This is a genomic window from Micromonospora sp. NPDC047527 (assembly GCF_040643015.1).
GTDB lineage: Bacteria > Actinomycetota > Actinomycetes > Mycobacteriales > Micromonosporaceae > Micromonospora.
This window is the reverse complement of sequence record NZ_JBEYTK010000004.1, coordinates 27,504-44,308: the sequence shown is the minus strand read 5'-3', so window position 1 is coordinate 44,308 and position 16,805 is coordinate 27,504. Positions and strand designations below refer to the sequence as shown.

At 71.7% G+C, this 16,805-nt stretch carries 13 protein-coding genes and 1 riboswitch; of the genes, 3 read left to right on the top strand and 10 right to left on the bottom strand.

Annotation, left to right across the window (positions count from 1 at the left end):
* Window positions 1-55: 55 nt before the first annotated feature.
* The 4 genes from ABZ808_RS16945 to thiE all read right to left on the bottom strand — a co-directional run bounded on the left by ABZ808_RS16945 (window position 56) and on the right by thiE (window position 2,764).
* The gene (locus tag ABZ808_RS16945; RefSeq protein WP_357006928.1) at window positions 56-835 is read right to left on the bottom strand and encodes a thiazole synthase; all 780 of its coding nucleotides are present in this window, start codon (window positions 833-835) and stop codon (window positions 56-58) included.
* A complete protein-coding gene (gene thiS, locus ABZ808_RS16940) occupies window positions 832-1,032 on the bottom strand; it encodes a sulfur carrier protein ThiS (RefSeq protein ID WP_357006925.1) in 201 nt (66 codons plus the stop codon). Before thiS ends, ABZ808_RS16945 begins: the two co-directional genes overlap by 4 nt.
* Window positions 1,029-2,144: a glycine oxidase ThiO gene (gene thiO / locus ABZ808_RS16935; protein ID WP_357006922.1), complete on the bottom strand. Its 1,116-nt coding sequence runs from the start codon at window positions 2,142-2,144 to the stop codon at window positions 1,029-1,031. Before thiO ends, thiS begins: the two co-directional genes overlap by 4 nt.
* Complete coding sequence (gene thiE, locus ABZ808_RS16930; RefSeq protein ID WP_357006919.1) at window positions 2,138-2,764, bottom strand: thiamine phosphate synthase; 627 nt, start codon at window positions 2,762-2,764, stop codon at window positions 2,138-2,140. Before thiE ends, thiO begins: the two co-directional genes overlap by 7 nt.
* Window positions 2,759-2,868: riboswitch (TPP riboswitch) on the bottom strand. It overlaps the preceding gene by 6 nt.
* Before the next feature lie 291 nt (window positions 2,869-3,159).
* Between thiE and ABZ808_RS16925 the strand changes: the two genes are divergently transcribed.
* Window positions 3,160-8,985 (top strand): ThuA domain-containing protein, encoded by a 5,826-nt coding sequence (locus tag ABZ808_RS16925; RefSeq protein WP_357006916.1) that lies wholly within the window; start codon window positions 3,160-3,162, stop codon window positions 8,983-8,985.
* A 71-nt stretch (window positions 8,986-9,056) separates the two neighbouring features.
* Window positions 9,057-9,584 (top strand): hypothetical protein, encoded by a 528-nt coding sequence (locus ABZ808_RS16920; protein WP_357006913.1) that lies wholly within the window; start codon window positions 9,057-9,059, stop codon window positions 9,582-9,584.
* A 78-nt stretch (window positions 9,585-9,662) separates the two neighbouring features.
* Here ABZ808_RS16920 and ABZ808_RS16915 read toward each other — a convergent pair whose 3' ends face one another.
* From ABZ808_RS16915 to ABZ808_RS16905, 3 genes are read right to left on the bottom strand one after another with little or no spacing between them, the layout of a single operon-like run.
* Entirely contained in the window at window positions 9,663-10,625 is a 963-nt protein-coding gene (locus tag ABZ808_RS16915; protein ID WP_357006910.1) for an aldo/keto reductase, read from the bottom strand.
* Window positions 10,626-10,662: 37 nt separating this feature from the next.
* On the bottom strand, window positions 10,663-12,342 hold the full coding sequence (locus tag ABZ808_RS16910) for an ATP-binding cassette domain-containing protein (protein ID WP_357006908.1): 1,680 nt from the start codon (window positions 12,340-12,342) through the stop codon (window positions 10,663-10,665).
* Between the two features lie 40 nt (window positions 12,343-12,382).
* Entirely contained in the window at window positions 12,383-12,988 is a 606-nt protein-coding gene (locus ABZ808_RS16905) for a methyltransferase (protein WP_357006905.1), read from the bottom strand.
* Between the two features lie 104 nt (window positions 12,989-13,092).
* On the opposite strand from ABZ808_RS16905, the gene ABZ808_RS16900 reads away from it, so the two are divergent.
* Window positions 13,093-14,154 (top strand): hypothetical protein, encoded by a 1,062-nt coding sequence (locus ABZ808_RS16900; RefSeq protein ID WP_357006902.1) that lies wholly within the window; start codon window positions 13,093-13,095, stop codon window positions 14,152-14,154.
* A 107-nt stretch (window positions 14,155-14,261) separates the two neighbouring features.
* Here ABZ808_RS16900 and truA read toward each other — a convergent pair whose 3' ends face one another.
* The 3 genes from truA to ABZ808_RS16885 all read right to left on the bottom strand — a co-directional run bounded on the left by truA (window position 14,262) and on the right by ABZ808_RS16885 (window position 16,793).
* Window positions 14,262-15,110, bottom strand: coding sequence for a tRNA pseudouridine(38-40) synthase TruA (gene truA, locus ABZ808_RS16895; protein WP_357006899.1), 849 nt, complete (start codon window positions 15,108-15,110; stop codon window positions 14,262-14,264).
* Between the two features lie 68 nt (window positions 15,111-15,178).
* Complete coding sequence (gene rplQ / locus ABZ808_RS16890) at window positions 15,179-15,736, bottom strand: 50S ribosomal protein L17 (protein ID WP_357006897.1); 558 nt, start codon at window positions 15,734-15,736, stop codon at window positions 15,179-15,181.
* Window positions 15,737-15,770: 34 nt separating this feature from the next.
* Complete coding sequence (locus tag ABZ808_RS16885; protein ID WP_007465227.1) at window positions 15,771-16,793, bottom strand: DNA-directed RNA polymerase subunit alpha; 1,023 nt, start codon at window positions 16,791-16,793, stop codon at window positions 15,771-15,773.
* Window positions 16,794-16,805: the final 12 nt, after the last annotated feature.

Sequence of the window (16,805 nt, the reverse complement as noted above, 5' to 3'; positions counted from 1 at the left end):
GGCAGTTTGCTTCCAAGGTCTGCCCGACGGTGATCAGTGGCGCGAGACGTCGGGTTCACAGGTCGGGTCTTCCCTCGTCAGGTGTGGAGGCGAGCGCGTGGAAGCGACGGGCGATCCGGCCCGCCCCGGCGGCCAGCCGGCCCGCCTCGACCGCGTACCGCATCGCGGTCGCCATCGCCACCGGATCGGCGGCCCGGGTCACCGCGCTGGCCAGCAGCACCGCGTCGCAGCCCAACTCCATCGCCAGGGCCGCGTCGGAGGCGGTGCCGATGCCCGCGTCGAGGATGACTGGCACGTCCACGCTCTGCCGGATCAGCCGGATGTGGTGCGGGTTGCCGATGCCGAGCCCCGAACCGATCGGGGAGCCGGCGGGCATCACGGCCGCGCAGCCCACGTCGGCGAGCCGGCGGGCGAGCACCGGGTCGTCGCTGGTGTACGGCAGCACGGTGAAGCCGTCGGCGACCAACTCCTCGGCGGCGTGCAGCAACTCCACCCCGTCGGGCAGCAGCGTCCGCTCGTCGCCGATCACCTCCAGCTTGATCCAGTCGGTGTCGAACGCGTCCCGGGCCAGTCGGGCCACCTTCACCGCCTCGGTCGCGGTGTGGCAGCCGGCGGTGTTCGGCAGCAGCCGTACCCCGCACCGGTCCAGCAGGTCCAGCAACCCACCGGCGGTGCCGGGCGCGGTGTCCACCCGACGCAGCGCCAGGGTGACCAGCTCCGTGCCGGACGCCCGGATCGCCTGCTCCAGCACGTGCAGGTTCGCGGCTCCCCCGGTGCCGAGGATCAGCCGCGAGGTGAACGTCACTCCACCCAACTCGAACGGCACGCCGCTCACCCGCCCTGCGCCGCGGTGAGCACCTCGACCCGGTCACCGTCGCGGAGCACCGTGGCCGGCCAGCCGGCCCGGGGCACCACCTCGCCGTTGACCGCGACCGCCACCCCACGCTGCTCGGGCACGATGTCGCGGACCAGGTCCGCCACCGACGCGCCACCGGGCACGCTGCGTCCGGTCCCGTTCACCGTCAACTTCACAGGTCCCCCTCCAGGGTCGGTTCAGCCCCGTCCGTCCCGCCGAACCGGTCGGCCCGAAACGGCGCGAGCAGCGGGTCGGGCACGCCGGTGGTCACCAGGTCGGCGATCAGGTCGGCGGTGATCGGGGTGAGCACGATGCCGTGCCGGTGGTGCCCGACGGCGGCCAGCACGTTCGGCCGGCCGGGCAGCGGCCCGAGGATGGGCGCGTTGTCCGGGGTGCCGGGGCGCAGGCCGGCGACCGCCTCGACGAGGTCGTACTCGGCCAACTCGGGCAGCAGGTCGACTCCGGCGCGGAGCAACCGCTGCACGGCACCGGCGGTGACACTGGTGTCCGACCGCTCCTCGACCGTCGCGCCGAGCACAACCTCGCCGTCGGCGCGGGGCACCAGATAGACGGGCTCGCCGTCGGCGTACCCCCGGATCACGTGCCGGAAGCCCGGCGCGGCGCCACCGGGCGCACGCAGCCGGAGGATCTGCCCCTTGACCGGCCGCACGGGCAGGCCGGTGAGGGCGGCCGCGCCACAGCCGGCGGCGACCACAATGACCCGGGCGTCCACGTCGGCCAGGCGGTGAACCGCCTGCGGCACGACCACGGCACCGGCTCGCTGCGCGGCCGTGCGCAGCGCCGGCACCAGCATCCGGGGGTCGATCTGGTGGTCGGTGGGCGCGAGCGCGCCGCCGCGCACCCTCGGCGCGAGCGCCGGCTCGTGGTGGCGCAGCTCGGTGGGGCGCAGCGGGGTCACCGGCAGGCCCAACCCCTGCTGGTACGCCCACAGCCGGCGAGCCTCGGCCAGGTCGTCGCCGGTCAGCCCGACCATCAGGGTGCCCTCGGTCCGGTAGCCGAGTTCGGCGCCGGTCGTGTCGGTCAGCTCGGCGGCGAAAGCCGGCCAGCGGGCGGCGGACGCCACCAGCAGTTCGGTGAGCTGCCGCTCGCCGAAGTACGCCTCGGCGACCGGGGCGAGCATCCCGGCGGCCACGGCCGAGGCACCCGACCCGGGAGCCGGATCGTGCACCTCCACCCGCAGCCCTCGGGCAGCGCATCGCCAGGCGATCGCCAGCCCGATCGGCCCCGCCCCCACCACCGCCACGTCCACGGGGCGGGGGGTCAGCACGTCAACGCCCGGAGCAGCCCGGCGGTGGCCTCGGCCGGGTCGGCGGCGGTGGAGACGGCGCCCACCACCGCGACCCCGTACGCCCCGGCGGCCCGCAGTGCCGGCACCCGGGCGGCGGTCACGCCGCCGATCGCGATGACGGGCACGTCGACCGCCTCGGCGACAGCGCGTACGCCGGCAGGGCCGATCGGGTCCGGCAGGCCGGTCTTGGTGCTGGTGGCGTGGCACGGGCCGACGCCCAGATAGGTGGCTCCGGCGGTGACCGCCTCGACCGCCGTTGCCGGTACGCGGGCGGTGGCGCCCAGCATGCCGGTGGGGCCGAGCACCCGGCGGGCGGCGGCGACGGGCAGATCCTCGGCTCCGACGTGACCGCCGTTGGCGCCCACCGCGAGCGCCACGTGCAGACGGTCGTTGACCAGGCAGGTCGCCCCGTACGGCGCACAGAGCGCGAGCACCCGGCGGGCCAGGTCGTACGCCTCACGGTCGGTGGCGGAGTCCTCGACCCGGACCTGTACGACCAGGTCGGCGCGGGCCGCCGTGAGGGCGGCCCGGACCACGGTGAGGGGATCACGCCCGGGTCGGGTGTCGGTGATCAGATGCAGTCGCCCAAGGGACGGCACGGCAACTCTCCTCCCTGCGCCGGCATTATCCGGATCAGGTTCGACGGTCGGGGGCTGTCAGCCCCCCTCTCAGCCCGGTTCACCGGGCTCCCGTGGGTTACTTGCGTGTCACCGTACGACAGTTCGGTCGGCCTGCCAAGGGAGGGTCGCATGGGTCATACGGCGAAATCCGATGGGTGCTTCATCCCGGTCCTGTTCGGAATGTCGCCCGCCGTTGCAGAACCGTTACCCGCCGGCATCTTGCCCGACATAGAACCAACCGAATTAATTTGTTCAGCGATTCGACAAAATGCCGGCGCGGACACCCTGGCACGGTGTCCTCACCGGCTCCATCTGGGACGGTCTTCGGCGAGCCGGCCCCCGCGATCCCTGTCCACCGCGACAAAGGAGGCGGCGTGTCCCGAACTCGTCGTGCCCGCGTACCACTCACCGCTACCCTGATATCCCTGGCCCTGGCCTCGACAACGCTGTTCGGCCTGCCGGCGCAGGCGGCTCCGGCCGCCGCTCAGGTCCCCCCGCAGGCCGCCAACCCGGTCAGCCAGGTGGCCCCTCAGGCCGCCGCCGACCCCTTCTCCGTCCTGGTCTTCTCCAAGACCGCCGGTTTCCGGCACGACTCCATCCCCACCGGCGTCGCCGCCATCCAGCAGCTCGGCGTGACCAACGGGTTCACCGTGGACGCCTCCGAGGACGGCGCGGCGTTCAACGACGCCAACCTCGCCAAGTACAAGGCGGTGATCTGGCTCTCCACCACCGGTGACGTCCTCAACGCCGAGCAGCAGGCGGCGTTCGAGCGGTACGTGCAGGCCGGCGGCGGTTACGTCGGCATCCACGCCGCCTCGGACACCGAGTACAGCTGGGCGTGGTACGGCGACCTGGTCGGCGCGTACTTCGCCAACCACCCGGCCAACCAGCAGGCCACGGTGAAGGTGGAGGACCACGCCCACCCGTCCACGGCCGAGCTGCCGGACCGCTGGTCCCGGTTCGACGAGTGGTACAACTTCCAGACCAACCCACGGCCGGACGTGCACGTGCTGGCCAGCCTGGACGAGAAGAGCTACAACCCGGGCGCCGGCGCGATGGGCGCCGACCACCCGACGGCCTGGTGCCAGGACTTCGACGGCGGCCGTTCCTGGTACACCGGGGGCGGGCACACCCGGGAGTCGTTCGCCGAGCCCGAGTTCCTCAGCCACCTGCTGGGCGGCATCCAGACGGCGGCCGGCGTTGTCGACGCCGACTGCGGCGCCTCGAAGACCTCCAACTTCGAGAAGGTCACGCTGGACAGCAACACAAGCAACCCGATGGAGCTGGACATCGCCGCGGACGGGCGGGTCTTCTACATCGAGCGTGACGGTCGGGTGCAGATCATCAAGCCGGACACCGGCAACACCGTCACCGCCATCGACCTGGACGTCTTCACCGGCAACGAGGACGGCCTGATCGGCATCCGGCTCGACCCGGACTTCGCCACCAACAAGTGGGTGTACCTCTACTACGCCCCGAACGACGGCATCGCGCGCAACCTGCTGTCCCGGTTCACCGTGACCGGCGACACCATCGACGCGGCAAGCGAGAAGCAGGTGCTGCGGGTCGACACCCAGCGCAACACCTGCTGCCACGCGGGCGGCAGCATGACCTTCGACAGTGACGGCAACCTCTACCTGGCGACCGGTGACAACACCAACCCGTTCGAGTCGAGCGCGTACACGCCGATCGACGAGCGGTCGGGCCGCCAGGACTACGACGCGCAGCGCACCTCCGGCAACACCAACGACCTGCGCGGCAAGGTGATCCGGATCCACCCGGAGGACGACGGGACGTACACGGTCCCGGCGGGCAACCTCTTCGCTCCGGGCACCGAGAAGACCCGTCCCGAGATCTACGCGATGGGCTTCCGCAACCCGTTCCGGATCGGCACCGACCCGAAGACCAAGACGCTGTACGTGGCGGACTACGGGCCGGACGCCAACTCGGACAACCCGAACCGTGGCCCCCGGGGTCTGGTCGAGTGGAACGTCGTGACGCCCGGCAACTACGGCTGGCCGTACTGCACGGGCACGAACGAGGCGTACAACGACTACACGTTCCCGTCCGGCCCGAGCGGCGCGAAGTTCGACTGCGCGGCACCGGTGAACAACTCGCCCAACAACACCGGCCTGACCAACCTCCCGCCGGTCGTCCCGGCCACCGTCGACTACGGCTACGCCGGTGACGCGCGGTACCCGGAGATCGGCGGCGGCGGCGCTCCGATGGGCGGCCCGGTCTACCGGTACGACGCGGACCTCAACTCGGCGCGGAAGTGGCCGGCGTACTACGACGGCAAGGCTCTGCTCGGCGAGTGGAACCAGTCGAAGATGTACACCCTGCAGATGACCGCCGACGGCAAGTCGCTGGTGGACATCAACCAGTTGCTCACCGGGATGACCATGGTCCGGCCGATGGACTTCGAGTTCGGCCCGGACGGCGCGCTGTACCTGATCGAGTGGGGCAGCGGCTTCGGCGGCAACAACGACAACTCCGGCGTCTACCGGATCGACTACACCGCCGGTGACCGCGCACCCATCGCGGCGGCGTCCGCCACCCCGACCTCGGGTCCGGCGCCGTTGACTGTCACCTTCTCCAGCGCCGGCTCCCGGGACCCGGACGGCGGCACGCTCACCTACGCCTGGGCCTTCGGCGACGGGCAGACCTCCACCGAGGCCAACCCGACGCACACGTACGCGGCAGCGGGCAGCTTCACCGCCCAGCTCACCGTCACCAACCCGAAGGGCCGTACCGCGGTGGCCAACGTGCCGGTCACCGTGGGCAACACCGCACCGACCGTGAGCATCGAGTTCCCGCCGGACGGTGGCTTCTTCAACTGGGGTGACCAGGTCCGCTACTCGGTCAAGGTGACCGACCCCGAGGACGGGCAGATCGACTGTGACAAGGTGCAGCTGCAGGTGCTGCTCGGTCACGACGAGCACGCCCACCCGCTGGAGCAGCACACCGGCTGCACCGGCACCGTCCAGACGTCGCTCGCCTCCGGGCACGGCGCCGAGGCGAACGTCTTCGCGGTCTTCGAGGCCACCTACACCGACGAGGGCGGTGCCGGCGGTTCCGGCCCGCTCACCGGCCGGGCGATCGAGATCCTCCAGCCGAAGCAGAAGCAGGCCGAGTACTTCACCGCCACCGGACGTGCGCCGGTGAGCACCGGCGGCGGAGACGCCGGCGTGCAGCGGGAGACCGGCGCCGACTCTGCCGGCGGCGGTCAGAACATCGGGTTCATCGAGGACGGCGACTGGTGGTCGGTCGCCCCGGCGGACCTGACCAACATCACCGAGATCCGGTTCCGGGCCGCCTCGGCCGCCGCTGGCGGTCGGATCGAGGTCCGCGCGGGCGCGGTCGACGGACCGGTGGTCGCCACGGCCACCGTGCCGGCGACCGGTGCGTGGCAGACGTACACGGACGTGAGCGCGCCGGTCACCGGTGCCGCGAGCGGCTCGCTGTTCTTCCTGGCCCGCGATCCGAACGGCGGGACGGGCTCGCTGTTCAACGTCAACTGGATGGACTTCATCGGCCGGGGCGTCACCGAGAACGCGCCGCCGGTGGTCAGCGCCACCGCCACCCCGGCGACCGGCACCGCGCCGGTCACCGTCGCCTTCGACGGCACGGCCACCGACGCCGAGGGTGACACCCCGCTGACGTACGCCTGGGACTTCGGTGACGGAGGCTCGGCGACCACCCTGGACGCCAGCCACACCTACACCAGCCCGGGCACCTTCACGGCCACCCTCACGGTGACCGACAGCAAGGGCGCGAAGGCGTACGCCACGGTGCCGGTGCGGGTGGACGCGCCGGACACGTCCTGCTTCGGGGCGCGTTCGGACGACTTCAACGGCACCAGCCTCGACAAGGCCCGGTGGACCAGTGTGGTCCGGGAGAACCAGCTCTACTCGGTCAGCGGCGGCGCGCTGCGGCTGCCGACCGGCGTGGGTGACCTCTACGGCACTCGCAACGACGCCACCAACCTGGTGCTCCAGCCGGCTCCGACCGGCGCCTGGGAGATGACCACCAAGGTCACCCTCCCGGTGACGGCCAACTACCAGCAGGCAGGTCTGCTGGTGTACGGCGATGACGACAACTACGCCAAGGTGGACCTGCTGTACAACGGCAGCCGTCGGGTGGAGTTCATCCGGGAGACGGCGGCCACTCCTCGCAACGAGGCCGCCGACGCCACCGCCGCACCTGCCGGTGACACCGTGTACCTGCGGATCACCAGTGACGGGACGAACCTGACCGCAGCCGCCTCGGCCGACGGGCAGACCTTCACCCCGGTCGGCCGCTCGGCCGCGCTCGCCGGCATCACCAACCCGCGGATCGGGGTCTTCGCGCTCAACGGCGGCACCGAGGCGCCGGTGGTCGACGCGGCCTTCGACTCGTTCCAGGTCACGCCGGACGCTCCGGCCGGCCCGGTCGACCCGTCGGACGAGTTCACCGGCAGCGCGTTGGACAAGTGCCGGTGGGACGCGATCCTGCGGGAGGACCCGGCGGGTTACCGGGTGACCGGTGGCGCGCTGCGGATCGACGTGCCCAACGGTGACATCTACGGCACCGACAACACCGGGCCGAAGAACTTCATCCTCCAGACCGCGCCGTCGGGCGACTGGACCCTGGAGACGAAGGTCGACGGCAGCCTGTTGGACGAGCAGTACCAGCAGGCCGGTCTGATCGTGATGGCGGACGACGACAACTACCTGAAGTTCGACTTCATCGCGGACAACCAGGCCGGCCAGACGGTGTCGCGGCGGATCGAGTTCCGCAGCGAGGTCGGCGGGACGGTCCAGGACCCGCAGCCCGAGGCGGGCAACCTGACCTCGGCGGTGTGGCACCTGCGGCTGGCCCGCAGCGGCGACACGTTCACCGCGTCGTACTCGGCCGACGGGACGACCTGGACGGCGTTGACGGCACTCACCAACAGTGCGGTCGGGGCCACCCCGAAGGTCGGCCTGTTCACCCTCGGTGCCAACCAGACGGCGTCGAAGACGGCCTCGTTCGACTACTTCCGGCTCAGCACCAGGGCGGTCGACGAGACCGCGCCGGTGACGACGGCGGCGGTGTCCGGCACCCCCACCGACGGGTGGTACACCGGGCCGGTGACGGTCGCGCTGACCGCCGCCGACGAGGCCGGTGGCAGCGGTTTGGCCGGTACGTCGTACCAGCTGGACGGTGCCACCACCTGGACCGCCTACACCGAGCCGGTGACGGTCAGCGGGGACGGCGAGCACGAGCTGCGGTTCCGCTCGACGGACCAGGCCGGCAATGTGGAGTCGACGAAGACCGTCTCGGTCAAGATCGACGCCACGGCGCCGGTGACCACGGCGACGTTCGCTCCGGCGAGCGACGACGGCTGGCACAACGGGACCATCCCGGTGGTGCTGACCTCGACCGACGCCGGTTCCGGCGTGAAGACGGTGGAGTGGTCTCTCGACGGTGGCGCGTGGACGCCGTACTCGGAGCCGGTCGAGGTGACCGGTGACGGGCAGCACGAGCTGCTGTTCCGCTCGACCGACAAGGCGGGCAACGCCGAGACGCTCAAGTCGGCGGTGCTGCGCATCGACGGCACCAAGCCGACGCTGCTGGTGTCCGGAATCGCCGACGGCCAGCTCTACGGGGACAGCCAGGACGTCCGGGTGTCCTGGCAGGCCGTCGACCCGACCTCGGGCATCTCGTCCGTGGTCGGCACCCTCAACGGCAAGGCGTACGCCAGCGGCACCCTGCAGGCCATGTACGAGCTGCCGCTCGGCCTGCACGAGCTGACCGTCACCGCGACCGACAAGGCGGGCAACAAGACCACCTCGACGGTCCGGTTCTTCGTCACCACCTCGTTCCGGGACATGCAGAACCTGCTGGACCGGTTCAAGGCGACGGGGCGGCTCTCGGCCAAGGCGCACAAGGATCTGACGAAGAAGCTCGACGCTGTCCGCAAGGCGGAGGCGTCCGGCAAGGACGACAAGGCGCTCAAGGAGCTGGAGGCCTTCCGGAAGCTCGCCGCGGACACCAAGCTGGTGACCGAGGCGGAAATCCGGGACGTGCTGATCCGCGACGCCGACGCCATGACGGTGCGGCTCGGCGGGACGCCTGCCAGCAACGCCGGGGTCAAGGCGAACAAGGGCAAGCCCGTCAAGGGCGCCGGGCGACTGGGTGAGGACGTCACCCGACTCGCACCGGGCCGCCAGCTCTGATCCATCCGAGGCCCCTCCCCGACACCTCGGTGTCGGGGAGGGGCCTCCTCAGTTTCAGTGAGGAGACGTCCGTGACACGTATCCGCACGGTGGTCACCGCCGTACTCGTCGGGTTGGCCCTGGCTCTGCTCTCCACGGCCCCGGCGGCGGCGCACACCGGCAAGCTCAAGCTGGAAGTCGCCGGTGACGGTGCCGAGGGGGTCACCATCCAGGCCACCTACGGCGACGGGCACCGACTGGACAAGCCGGTGCGGTTGGTCCTCACCGGCACCGGCCCGGACGGGCAGCAGCTCGGCCCGCTGCAACTGGAACCGGCACCCGAGGGGCAGGGCTTCTACAGCAGCGGTCCCGTGCTCTCCCCCGGTCGGTGGCGGGTGACGGTGACCGCGCCGGAGCCGAATCCCGGCAAGGCCACCGCCGAGATCCAGGCGAAGGTCGCCCAGACGCCGCCGGCTCCCGCGCCGGTGGCGGTGACGGCTCCGATGGACGCGGACCGCGCCACCGGCGGCGGCTGGTGGCCGATCGCGGCCGGTGCTCTGGTGCTCGCCGCCGTCGCGATGGGGGTGGCGATGCTGTTCGGTCGCCGTCGCGCCGGCTGACCGACGGGCGCTGCGGCGCCCAACCGACGACCGGGCCGGGCCGCGACGAGCGGCCCGGCCCGTTTTCGGACCTTCGGGTCAGAGGATGGCGCGCAGCGCCGCCAGGTCCTCGTCGCTCGGCTCCCAGGTGCCGGCAGCGGCGTTGGCGTGCACCTGCTCTGGCGTGGTGGCACCGGCGATCACCGAGGTCACCGCCGGCTGGGCGGCCAGCCCACCGATCGCCACCTGGAGCACGGTCAGACCCCGCTCGGCGGCGTACGCCTCGATCGCCTCGATGGTGTCCCAGTCGGCCGCCGCGAGCCGCTCGGCGTACCGGCCGCCGCCGGAGAGCCGGCTGCCCGCCGGGGGCTGCTCACTGCGCTTGTACTTGCCGGTGAGCAGGCCGTTGGCGAGCGGGAAGAACGGCAGCATGCCGAGGCCGAACCGCTCGCAGGCGGGGATCACCTCGGCCTCGACGGAGCGCTCCAGCAGGCTGTAGTGGTTCTGTGCGCTGATGAAGCGGGCCCGGCCGTTGGACGAGGCCACCCAGTCCGCGTCGGCGATCTGCCACCCGGCGAAGTTGGAGTTGCCCAGGTAGCGCACCTTGCCGTCGCGGACCAGGTCGTCGAGGGCCGCGAGGGTCTCGTCGATCGGGGTGCCCGGGTCGGGCTCGTGCATCTGGTACAGGTCGATGTGGTCGGTGCCGAGCCGGCGCAGCGACGCCTCCACCGCGCGGGCGATGTAGCGCCGCGCGCCACGGGCGCCGTAGTCCGGCCCGTTGAGGCCGTGCATGTCCATGCCGAACTTGGTGGCCACCACCACGTCGTCGCGGCGGCCCTTGAGCGCCTGCCCGAGCAGCTCCTCGGAACCACCCTGCGGCTCGCCGTAGATGTCGGCGGTGTCGAACAGGTTGATCCCGGCGTCCAGGGCGGCGTCGACCACCGCGCGGGTGCCGTCGACGTCGAGCTTGCGGCCGAAGTTGTTGCAGCCGATGCCGACCACGGACACCACGAGCCCGGAGTCGCCCAGCCGGCGATAGGTCATCTCAGTCACGAGATCCACCCTATGCCGGCCGGGCGCGCCGTCGCCCGGGACCCGGTCAGCCCACGTCCCAGACCGGTTCCGGGGTCTCCACCACCTCGCTGTCGCCCCGGAACAGCACGAACCGGTCGAAGGATCGGGTGAACCAGCGGTCGTGGGTGACCGCCACCACCGTCCCCTCGAACGCGTTCAGGCCCGCTTCGAGGGCCTCCGCGCTGGCCAGGTCGAGGTTGTCGGTGGGTTCGTCGAGCAGCAGCAGGGTCGCCCCCGACAGCTCCAGCAACAGCACCAGGAACCGCGCCTGCTGCCCGCCGGAGAGGGTGCCGAACCGCTGGTCACCCTGCCCGGCCAGCTCGTACCGGCTGAGCACGCCCATCGCCGCGTGCCGGTCCATCCCGGTGCGGTGCTCGTCGCCGCGCCAGAGGATCTCGACAAGCGTCTTCGCCATCAACTCCGGCCGGTCGTGCGTCTGGGAGAAGTGCCCGGGACGGACCCGGGCACCGAGCCGGGCCGTGCCGGCGTGCGCCACCGGGGCGAGCGCGCCCGCGCCGTCGACCGGCCCGTTCGCCGGGTCGGGGTCGGTGCCGCCCCGGGCCAGCAGCCGCAGGAAGTGCGACTTGCCGGTGCCGTTGGCACCGAGCACCGCCACCCGGTCGCCGTACCAGATCTCCAGGTCGAAGGGGAATGTCAGGCCGTCCAGCTCCAGTTGCTCGCAGACGACCGCGCGCTTGCCGGTCCGCCCGCCGGTCAGCCGCATCCGGATGTCCTGGTCCTTCGGGGGTACGGGCGGCGGCCCGGCCTCCTCGAACTTGCGCAACCGGGTCTGCGCGGCCTGGTAGCGCGAGGCCAACCCGTCGTTGTACGCCGCCTTCTGCTTGTACATCAGCATCAGCTCACGCAGCTTCTGGTGCTCCTCGTCCCAGCGCCGACGCAGCTCGTCGAGGCGGGCGTGTCGAGCCATCCGTGCCTCGTGCCAACTGGCGAAGCCACCCGGGTGCACCCAGGCGCTGCCGCCCTCCACGGCGACCACCCGGTTGGCGGTCTGGGCCAGCAGCTCGCGGTCGTGCGAGACGTAGAGCACCGACTTGGTGGACTCGCGCAGCCGCGCCTCCAGCCAGCGTTTCCCGGGCACGTCGAGGAAGTTGTCCGGCTCGTCGAGCAGCAGCACCTCGTCCGGGCCGCGAAGCAGCAACTCCAGCGCGAAGCGCTTCTGCTGCCCGCCGGAGAGGGTGCGCACCGGTCGCTCCCGGACGGCGTCCCAGGGCTTGTCGAGCACGGTGGTGGCGACGGTGTCGAAGAGCACCTCGGCGTCGTACCCGCCGGCCTCGCCCCAGGCGCCCAGCGCGTCGGCGTACGCCAACTGCGCCTTGCCGGCCGCGTTGCTGAACTTGCCGCGAACCTCGGCCGCCCGCATGGCCGCCTCGGTCTCGCCGAGCCGGCGGCCGGCCTCGCGCAGCGGCGGTGGCGCTAGCGACAGGGCCAGGTCGGCGAGCGTCGTCTCGTCACCGATCATGCCGATGAACTGGCGCATCACGCCCAGGCCACCGGCCCGCGCGACGGCGCCGGTACGCACCGGCAGGTCACCGGCGACCATCCTCAGCAGCGTCGTCTTCCCCGCGCCGTTCGGCCCGACCAGGGCGACCTTGCTGCCCTCCCCGACCCGGAACGACACGTCGGCGAAGAGTTCCCGACCGTCGGGCAGGATGTGCCCGACCGCTGCCACGTCCACGTATCCCACGCCGGGATCCTGCCCCAGCACGGGCCGGGGGGACATCCAATTACCGGGTGACCCGCAGCACCCGGAAGCCCTTCTGGCTGGCGTACCGCTCGACCTGCCAACCCTGGTCGGTGAGCCACCGGTGCAGCGAGTCGCCGCCGAGGTGGCGGGCGACCACCAGCCAGCCGACGCCGTCCGGGGCGAGCCGGGGAAGCCAGCGCCGCAACAGCTCGTGGAGTTCGTCCTTGCCGATCCGGATGGGTGGGTTGGACCAGAGCTGGGCGAACCGTAGGTCCTCCGGCACATCGTCCGGCGCGCGGACCAGAATCCGGTCGGCGGCGTTCACCCGGGCCGCGTTGGCTTCGGTCAATTCGCGGGCGCGGGCGTTGACGTCGACCGCCCAGACGGTGCTCGCCTGTGCCAGGTCGGCCAGCACGCAGGCGATCGGCCCGAATCCGCAGCCGAGGTCGAGCAGGTCGCCGGTGGTGTCGGCGGCGGGCAGGTCGGCCTTGCGCAGGAGTACGGCGGTGCCGGGGTCGAGGCGGCTGGCGGAGAACACCCCGCCGGCCGAGACGAGCCGGTAGTCGCGGTCGGCGACGGTGAACTCGACCTCGCGCGCCGGGGCGTCGCTGGCGGGCTGAGCGGTGAAGTAGTGGTCGCCGGTCACGTCGGCAATTCTCGCACCGGCGCGAGCAGGCTCACGACACGGGCCACGCGCGCATTTCTGTATTATTACCCCCTAAAGGGACAATGACTCCTACTCTGGGCGACATGGTGTATCGGTACGAGTCCGATGAGGACGCATTCGAGGAGTACCCGGAGCCCGGGTCCGACCTGCCCGTGCGCGGTGCCGGGCCGCCTCCGCCCGCCGGGCCTTCTCCGTCGCGCTTCCCCGCCCCGTCGCTCCCTCGGGCGAACCAGTTGATGCTGCCCTCGGCCCAACCGCCACCGGTCGCACCTGCCGCCACCCCGGCACCGACCCCACTCGATCAGGTCTACACCTCTGCGCACCCGGTCGAGCCGCCGACCCAGCGCGGCGGTGGACGGCTCTGGCAGGCAGTGATCGGCGGCGCGGCAGTCCTGGTCCTGCTCGCCCTCTGCGGCCTGGGCGCCGCCGCTCTGCTGGCGGACCGCAACCAGGTGCCGCAGACCACCCCGACACTCCAGCCGAACGCCGCCGCCCCGTCCGCCACCGCGGAACGGCAGGACCTCGACTCCCGGGACACCGACCCGTCCCCGCTCACCGCCAAGGAACTCTTCCCCGGCAAGGAACTGCGGACCGCCGACGGCCAGCCCGCCTACCAGGTGCTCAAGACGCACTCCAGCGGCAGTTGCGCCGTCGCCGCCACCGGCGAGGTGGCCGACCTGCTGGTCCTGCTCGGCTGCAACCAGGTCGTACGGGCCACGCTGCGGGCCCCGGGCGGCGACCACCTGGTCACCACCGGCCTGTTCAACCTCACCGACAAGGCGAGCGCGGAACGGACCCGGGACCGGCTCCGGCAACTGCTCGACGAACGGCAGGGCCGCTTCCGGGGTCTGACCGCCGGCGAGGACGACGGCACCGACGTGCTGACCCGCGCACCGGCGCGGGTCGGCTGGCAGGTCCGCGGCCACTACCTGGCGTACGCGCTGGTGGTCCGCGCGGACGGGGCCGCGGTGAAGTCCGGCGACGCCAAGATCCGGGAGATCCTGTTCGACATGATCGAGGTGCACCTCAGCCGGGGCGTCCTGCAACGCCGGGCCGACACCGCCATGGCCACACAGCCGACGGCTGGGCCGACCGAACGCAGCGGGACCCAGAGCGGCAGCAACGACGAGTTGCCGGGCGACTGACCCCCGCAACCCCGTTGACGGGTGTGCCGCCGACCGGGGGCACACCCGTCGTCGTACGCGCCCGGGCGATCAGCCCTCCGACCGGCGCTGCGCCCTCGACCGGGCGATCAGCCCTCGACTGGCGCTGCGTCCTCGACCGGGACGCGCAGGCGGCGGGTGAGATCGGCCCGGCGGGCGTACTCGGCCGGGTCGGCCGGATAACCGACCTCGACCAGGGTCAGCCCGTGCGCCGGGGCCACCGTCACCTCACTGGACCGTTCCTGGCGGGTGAGCAGGCTGCCCGGCCACTCGACCGGGCGGCGGCCGTCGCCGGCCACCAGCATCGCCCCCACCAGGCTGCGCACCATGGCCTGACAGAACGCGTCCGCCTGCACGGTGGCGACCAGGATGCCGTCCGGGTCGCGACGCCAGTCCAGCCGGGTCACCTCGCGCAGCGTCGTCGCGTGCTCCTTACGCCGGCAGTACGCGGCGAAGTCGTGCTCCCCCACCAGGCCGGCCGCCGCGGCGTTCAGCGCGGCCAGATCCAGCGGCTTCGGCCAGGCCAGCACCTCGTGCCGGCGCAGCGGCTCGGCCCCGAACACGGCGTCGGTGACCCGGTACTCGTAGCGCCGGAAGGTGGCCGAGAACCGGGCGTCGAAGTCGGCCGGCACCTCGGTCATCGCCCGTACCCGCACGTCGGTGGGGAGCAGCCGGGCCAGCCGGCGCAGCAGCCGTCCCTCGTGCTGGCGCCACACGTCGACGGGGAGGTCCAGGTGACAGACCTGACCGGTGGCGTGTACGCCGGCGTCGGTCCGTCCCGCCACGGTCAGCCCGGTGACCGTGCCGGCACCGAGGACCAGGTCCAGGGTCTCGACGAGCACCCCGGCGACGGTGCGCCGGGTCGGCTGGGCGGCCCAGCCGGAGAAATCGGCGCCGTCGTACGAGACGTCCAGCCGCAGCCGGATCCGCTCGTCCACCTCGTACCTCCTGTCATGGGTCGGGCCCGGCACCCCGATGGGGGTGCCGGGCCCGACGTTGCCCTTGATCAGGCCTTGTTCTCGGTGGCCTCGTCGCTGTCCTCGCGGGCGGCGGCGGTGTCACCGGACGCCGACACCGGCGCCTCGGAGTCCTGGTCGGCCGGGGCCGACTGCGGGGCCTCGTCAGCCGGGGCGAGCGCCTCGACCTTGTCCTGCTGCGCGGCCTTGCGGGAGGCGGTCTTCTTGTTCACCTTGGGCTCGGCGACCTGAAGCTCCTCGACCAGCTCGATGATCGCCATCGGCGCGTTGTCACCCTTGCGGGGACCGGTCTTCACGATCCGGGTGTAACCGCCGGGGCGGTTGGAGTACCGGGGCGCGATCTGGTCGAACAGGGCGTAGACCACGTCCTTGTCCTTGACGACACCCAGCACCCGCCGCCGCGAGGCGAGGTCACCGCGCTTGGCCTTGGTGATGAGCTGCTCGGCCAGCGGACGCAGCCGCCGGGCCTTCGTCTCGGTGGTCTGGATCTTGCCGTGCTGGAACAGCGCGGTGGCCAGGTTCGCCAGCATCAGCCGCTCGTGCGAGGGGCTGCCGCCGAGGCGGGGGCCCTTGGTGGGCGTGGGCATTTTTGGTGCTCCTCAGTTGTGGCGGCAGCGCGGACTAGAGCTGCTCGGTCTCGCGGTAGTCGTCGGTGTCGTAGTCGGCCTCGCCGAAGGTGTCCACGACGTGCGCCGGGTCGAAGTTCGGAGCCGAGTCCTTCAGCCCCAGACCCATCCCGGCGAGCTTCATCTTGACCTCGTCGATCGACTTCTGACCGAAGTTGCGGATGTCGAGGAGGTCGGCCTCGGTACGCCCGATGAGCTCACCAACGGAGTTGATGCCCTCGCGCTTGAGGCAGTTGTAGGAACGGACGGTGAGGTCCAGCTCCTCGATCGGCAGAGCGAGGTCCGCCGCCAGCTGAGCGTCCTGCGGGGACGGCCCGATGTCGATGCCCTCGGCGGTCTCGTCCAGCTCCCGGGCCAGCCCGAACAGCTCCACCAGCGTCGAACCGGCTGAGGCCAGTGCGGTACGCGGACCCATCGACGGCTTGGTCTCGACGTCGATGATCAGACGGTCGAAGTCGGTCCGCTGCTCGACACGGGTCGCCTCGACGCGGTAGGTCACCTTCAGCACGGGCGAGTAGATCGAGTCGACCGGGATCCGGCCGATCTCGGCGCCGGACTGCTTGTTCTGCGCCGCCGTCACGTAGCCCCGGCCCCGCTCGACGGTCAGCTCCATGTCGAGCCGGCCCTTGCCGTTCAGGGTGGCGAGCTTCAGGTCCGGGTTGTGCACCGAAACGCCGGCCGGCGGCTGGATGTCGCCCGCCGTCACGTCGCCCGGGCCCTGCTTACGCAGGTACATGCTGACCGGCTCGTCGTGCTCGGAGCTGACGCACAGCTCCTTGATGTTCATGACGAGCTCGACCACGTCCTCCTTGACACCGGGGATCGTGGTGAACTCGTGCAGCACACCGTCGATCTTGATCGAGGTGACCGCCGCACCCGGGATCGACGACAGCAGGGTGCGCCGCAGCGAGTTGCCCAGGGTGTAGCCGAAGCCCGGCTCGAGCGGCTCGATGGCGAACCGCGACCGGGTCTCGTTGATCGACTCCTCGGAGAGGGAGGGTCGCTGGCTGATGAGCATGTTGTCTCTTCT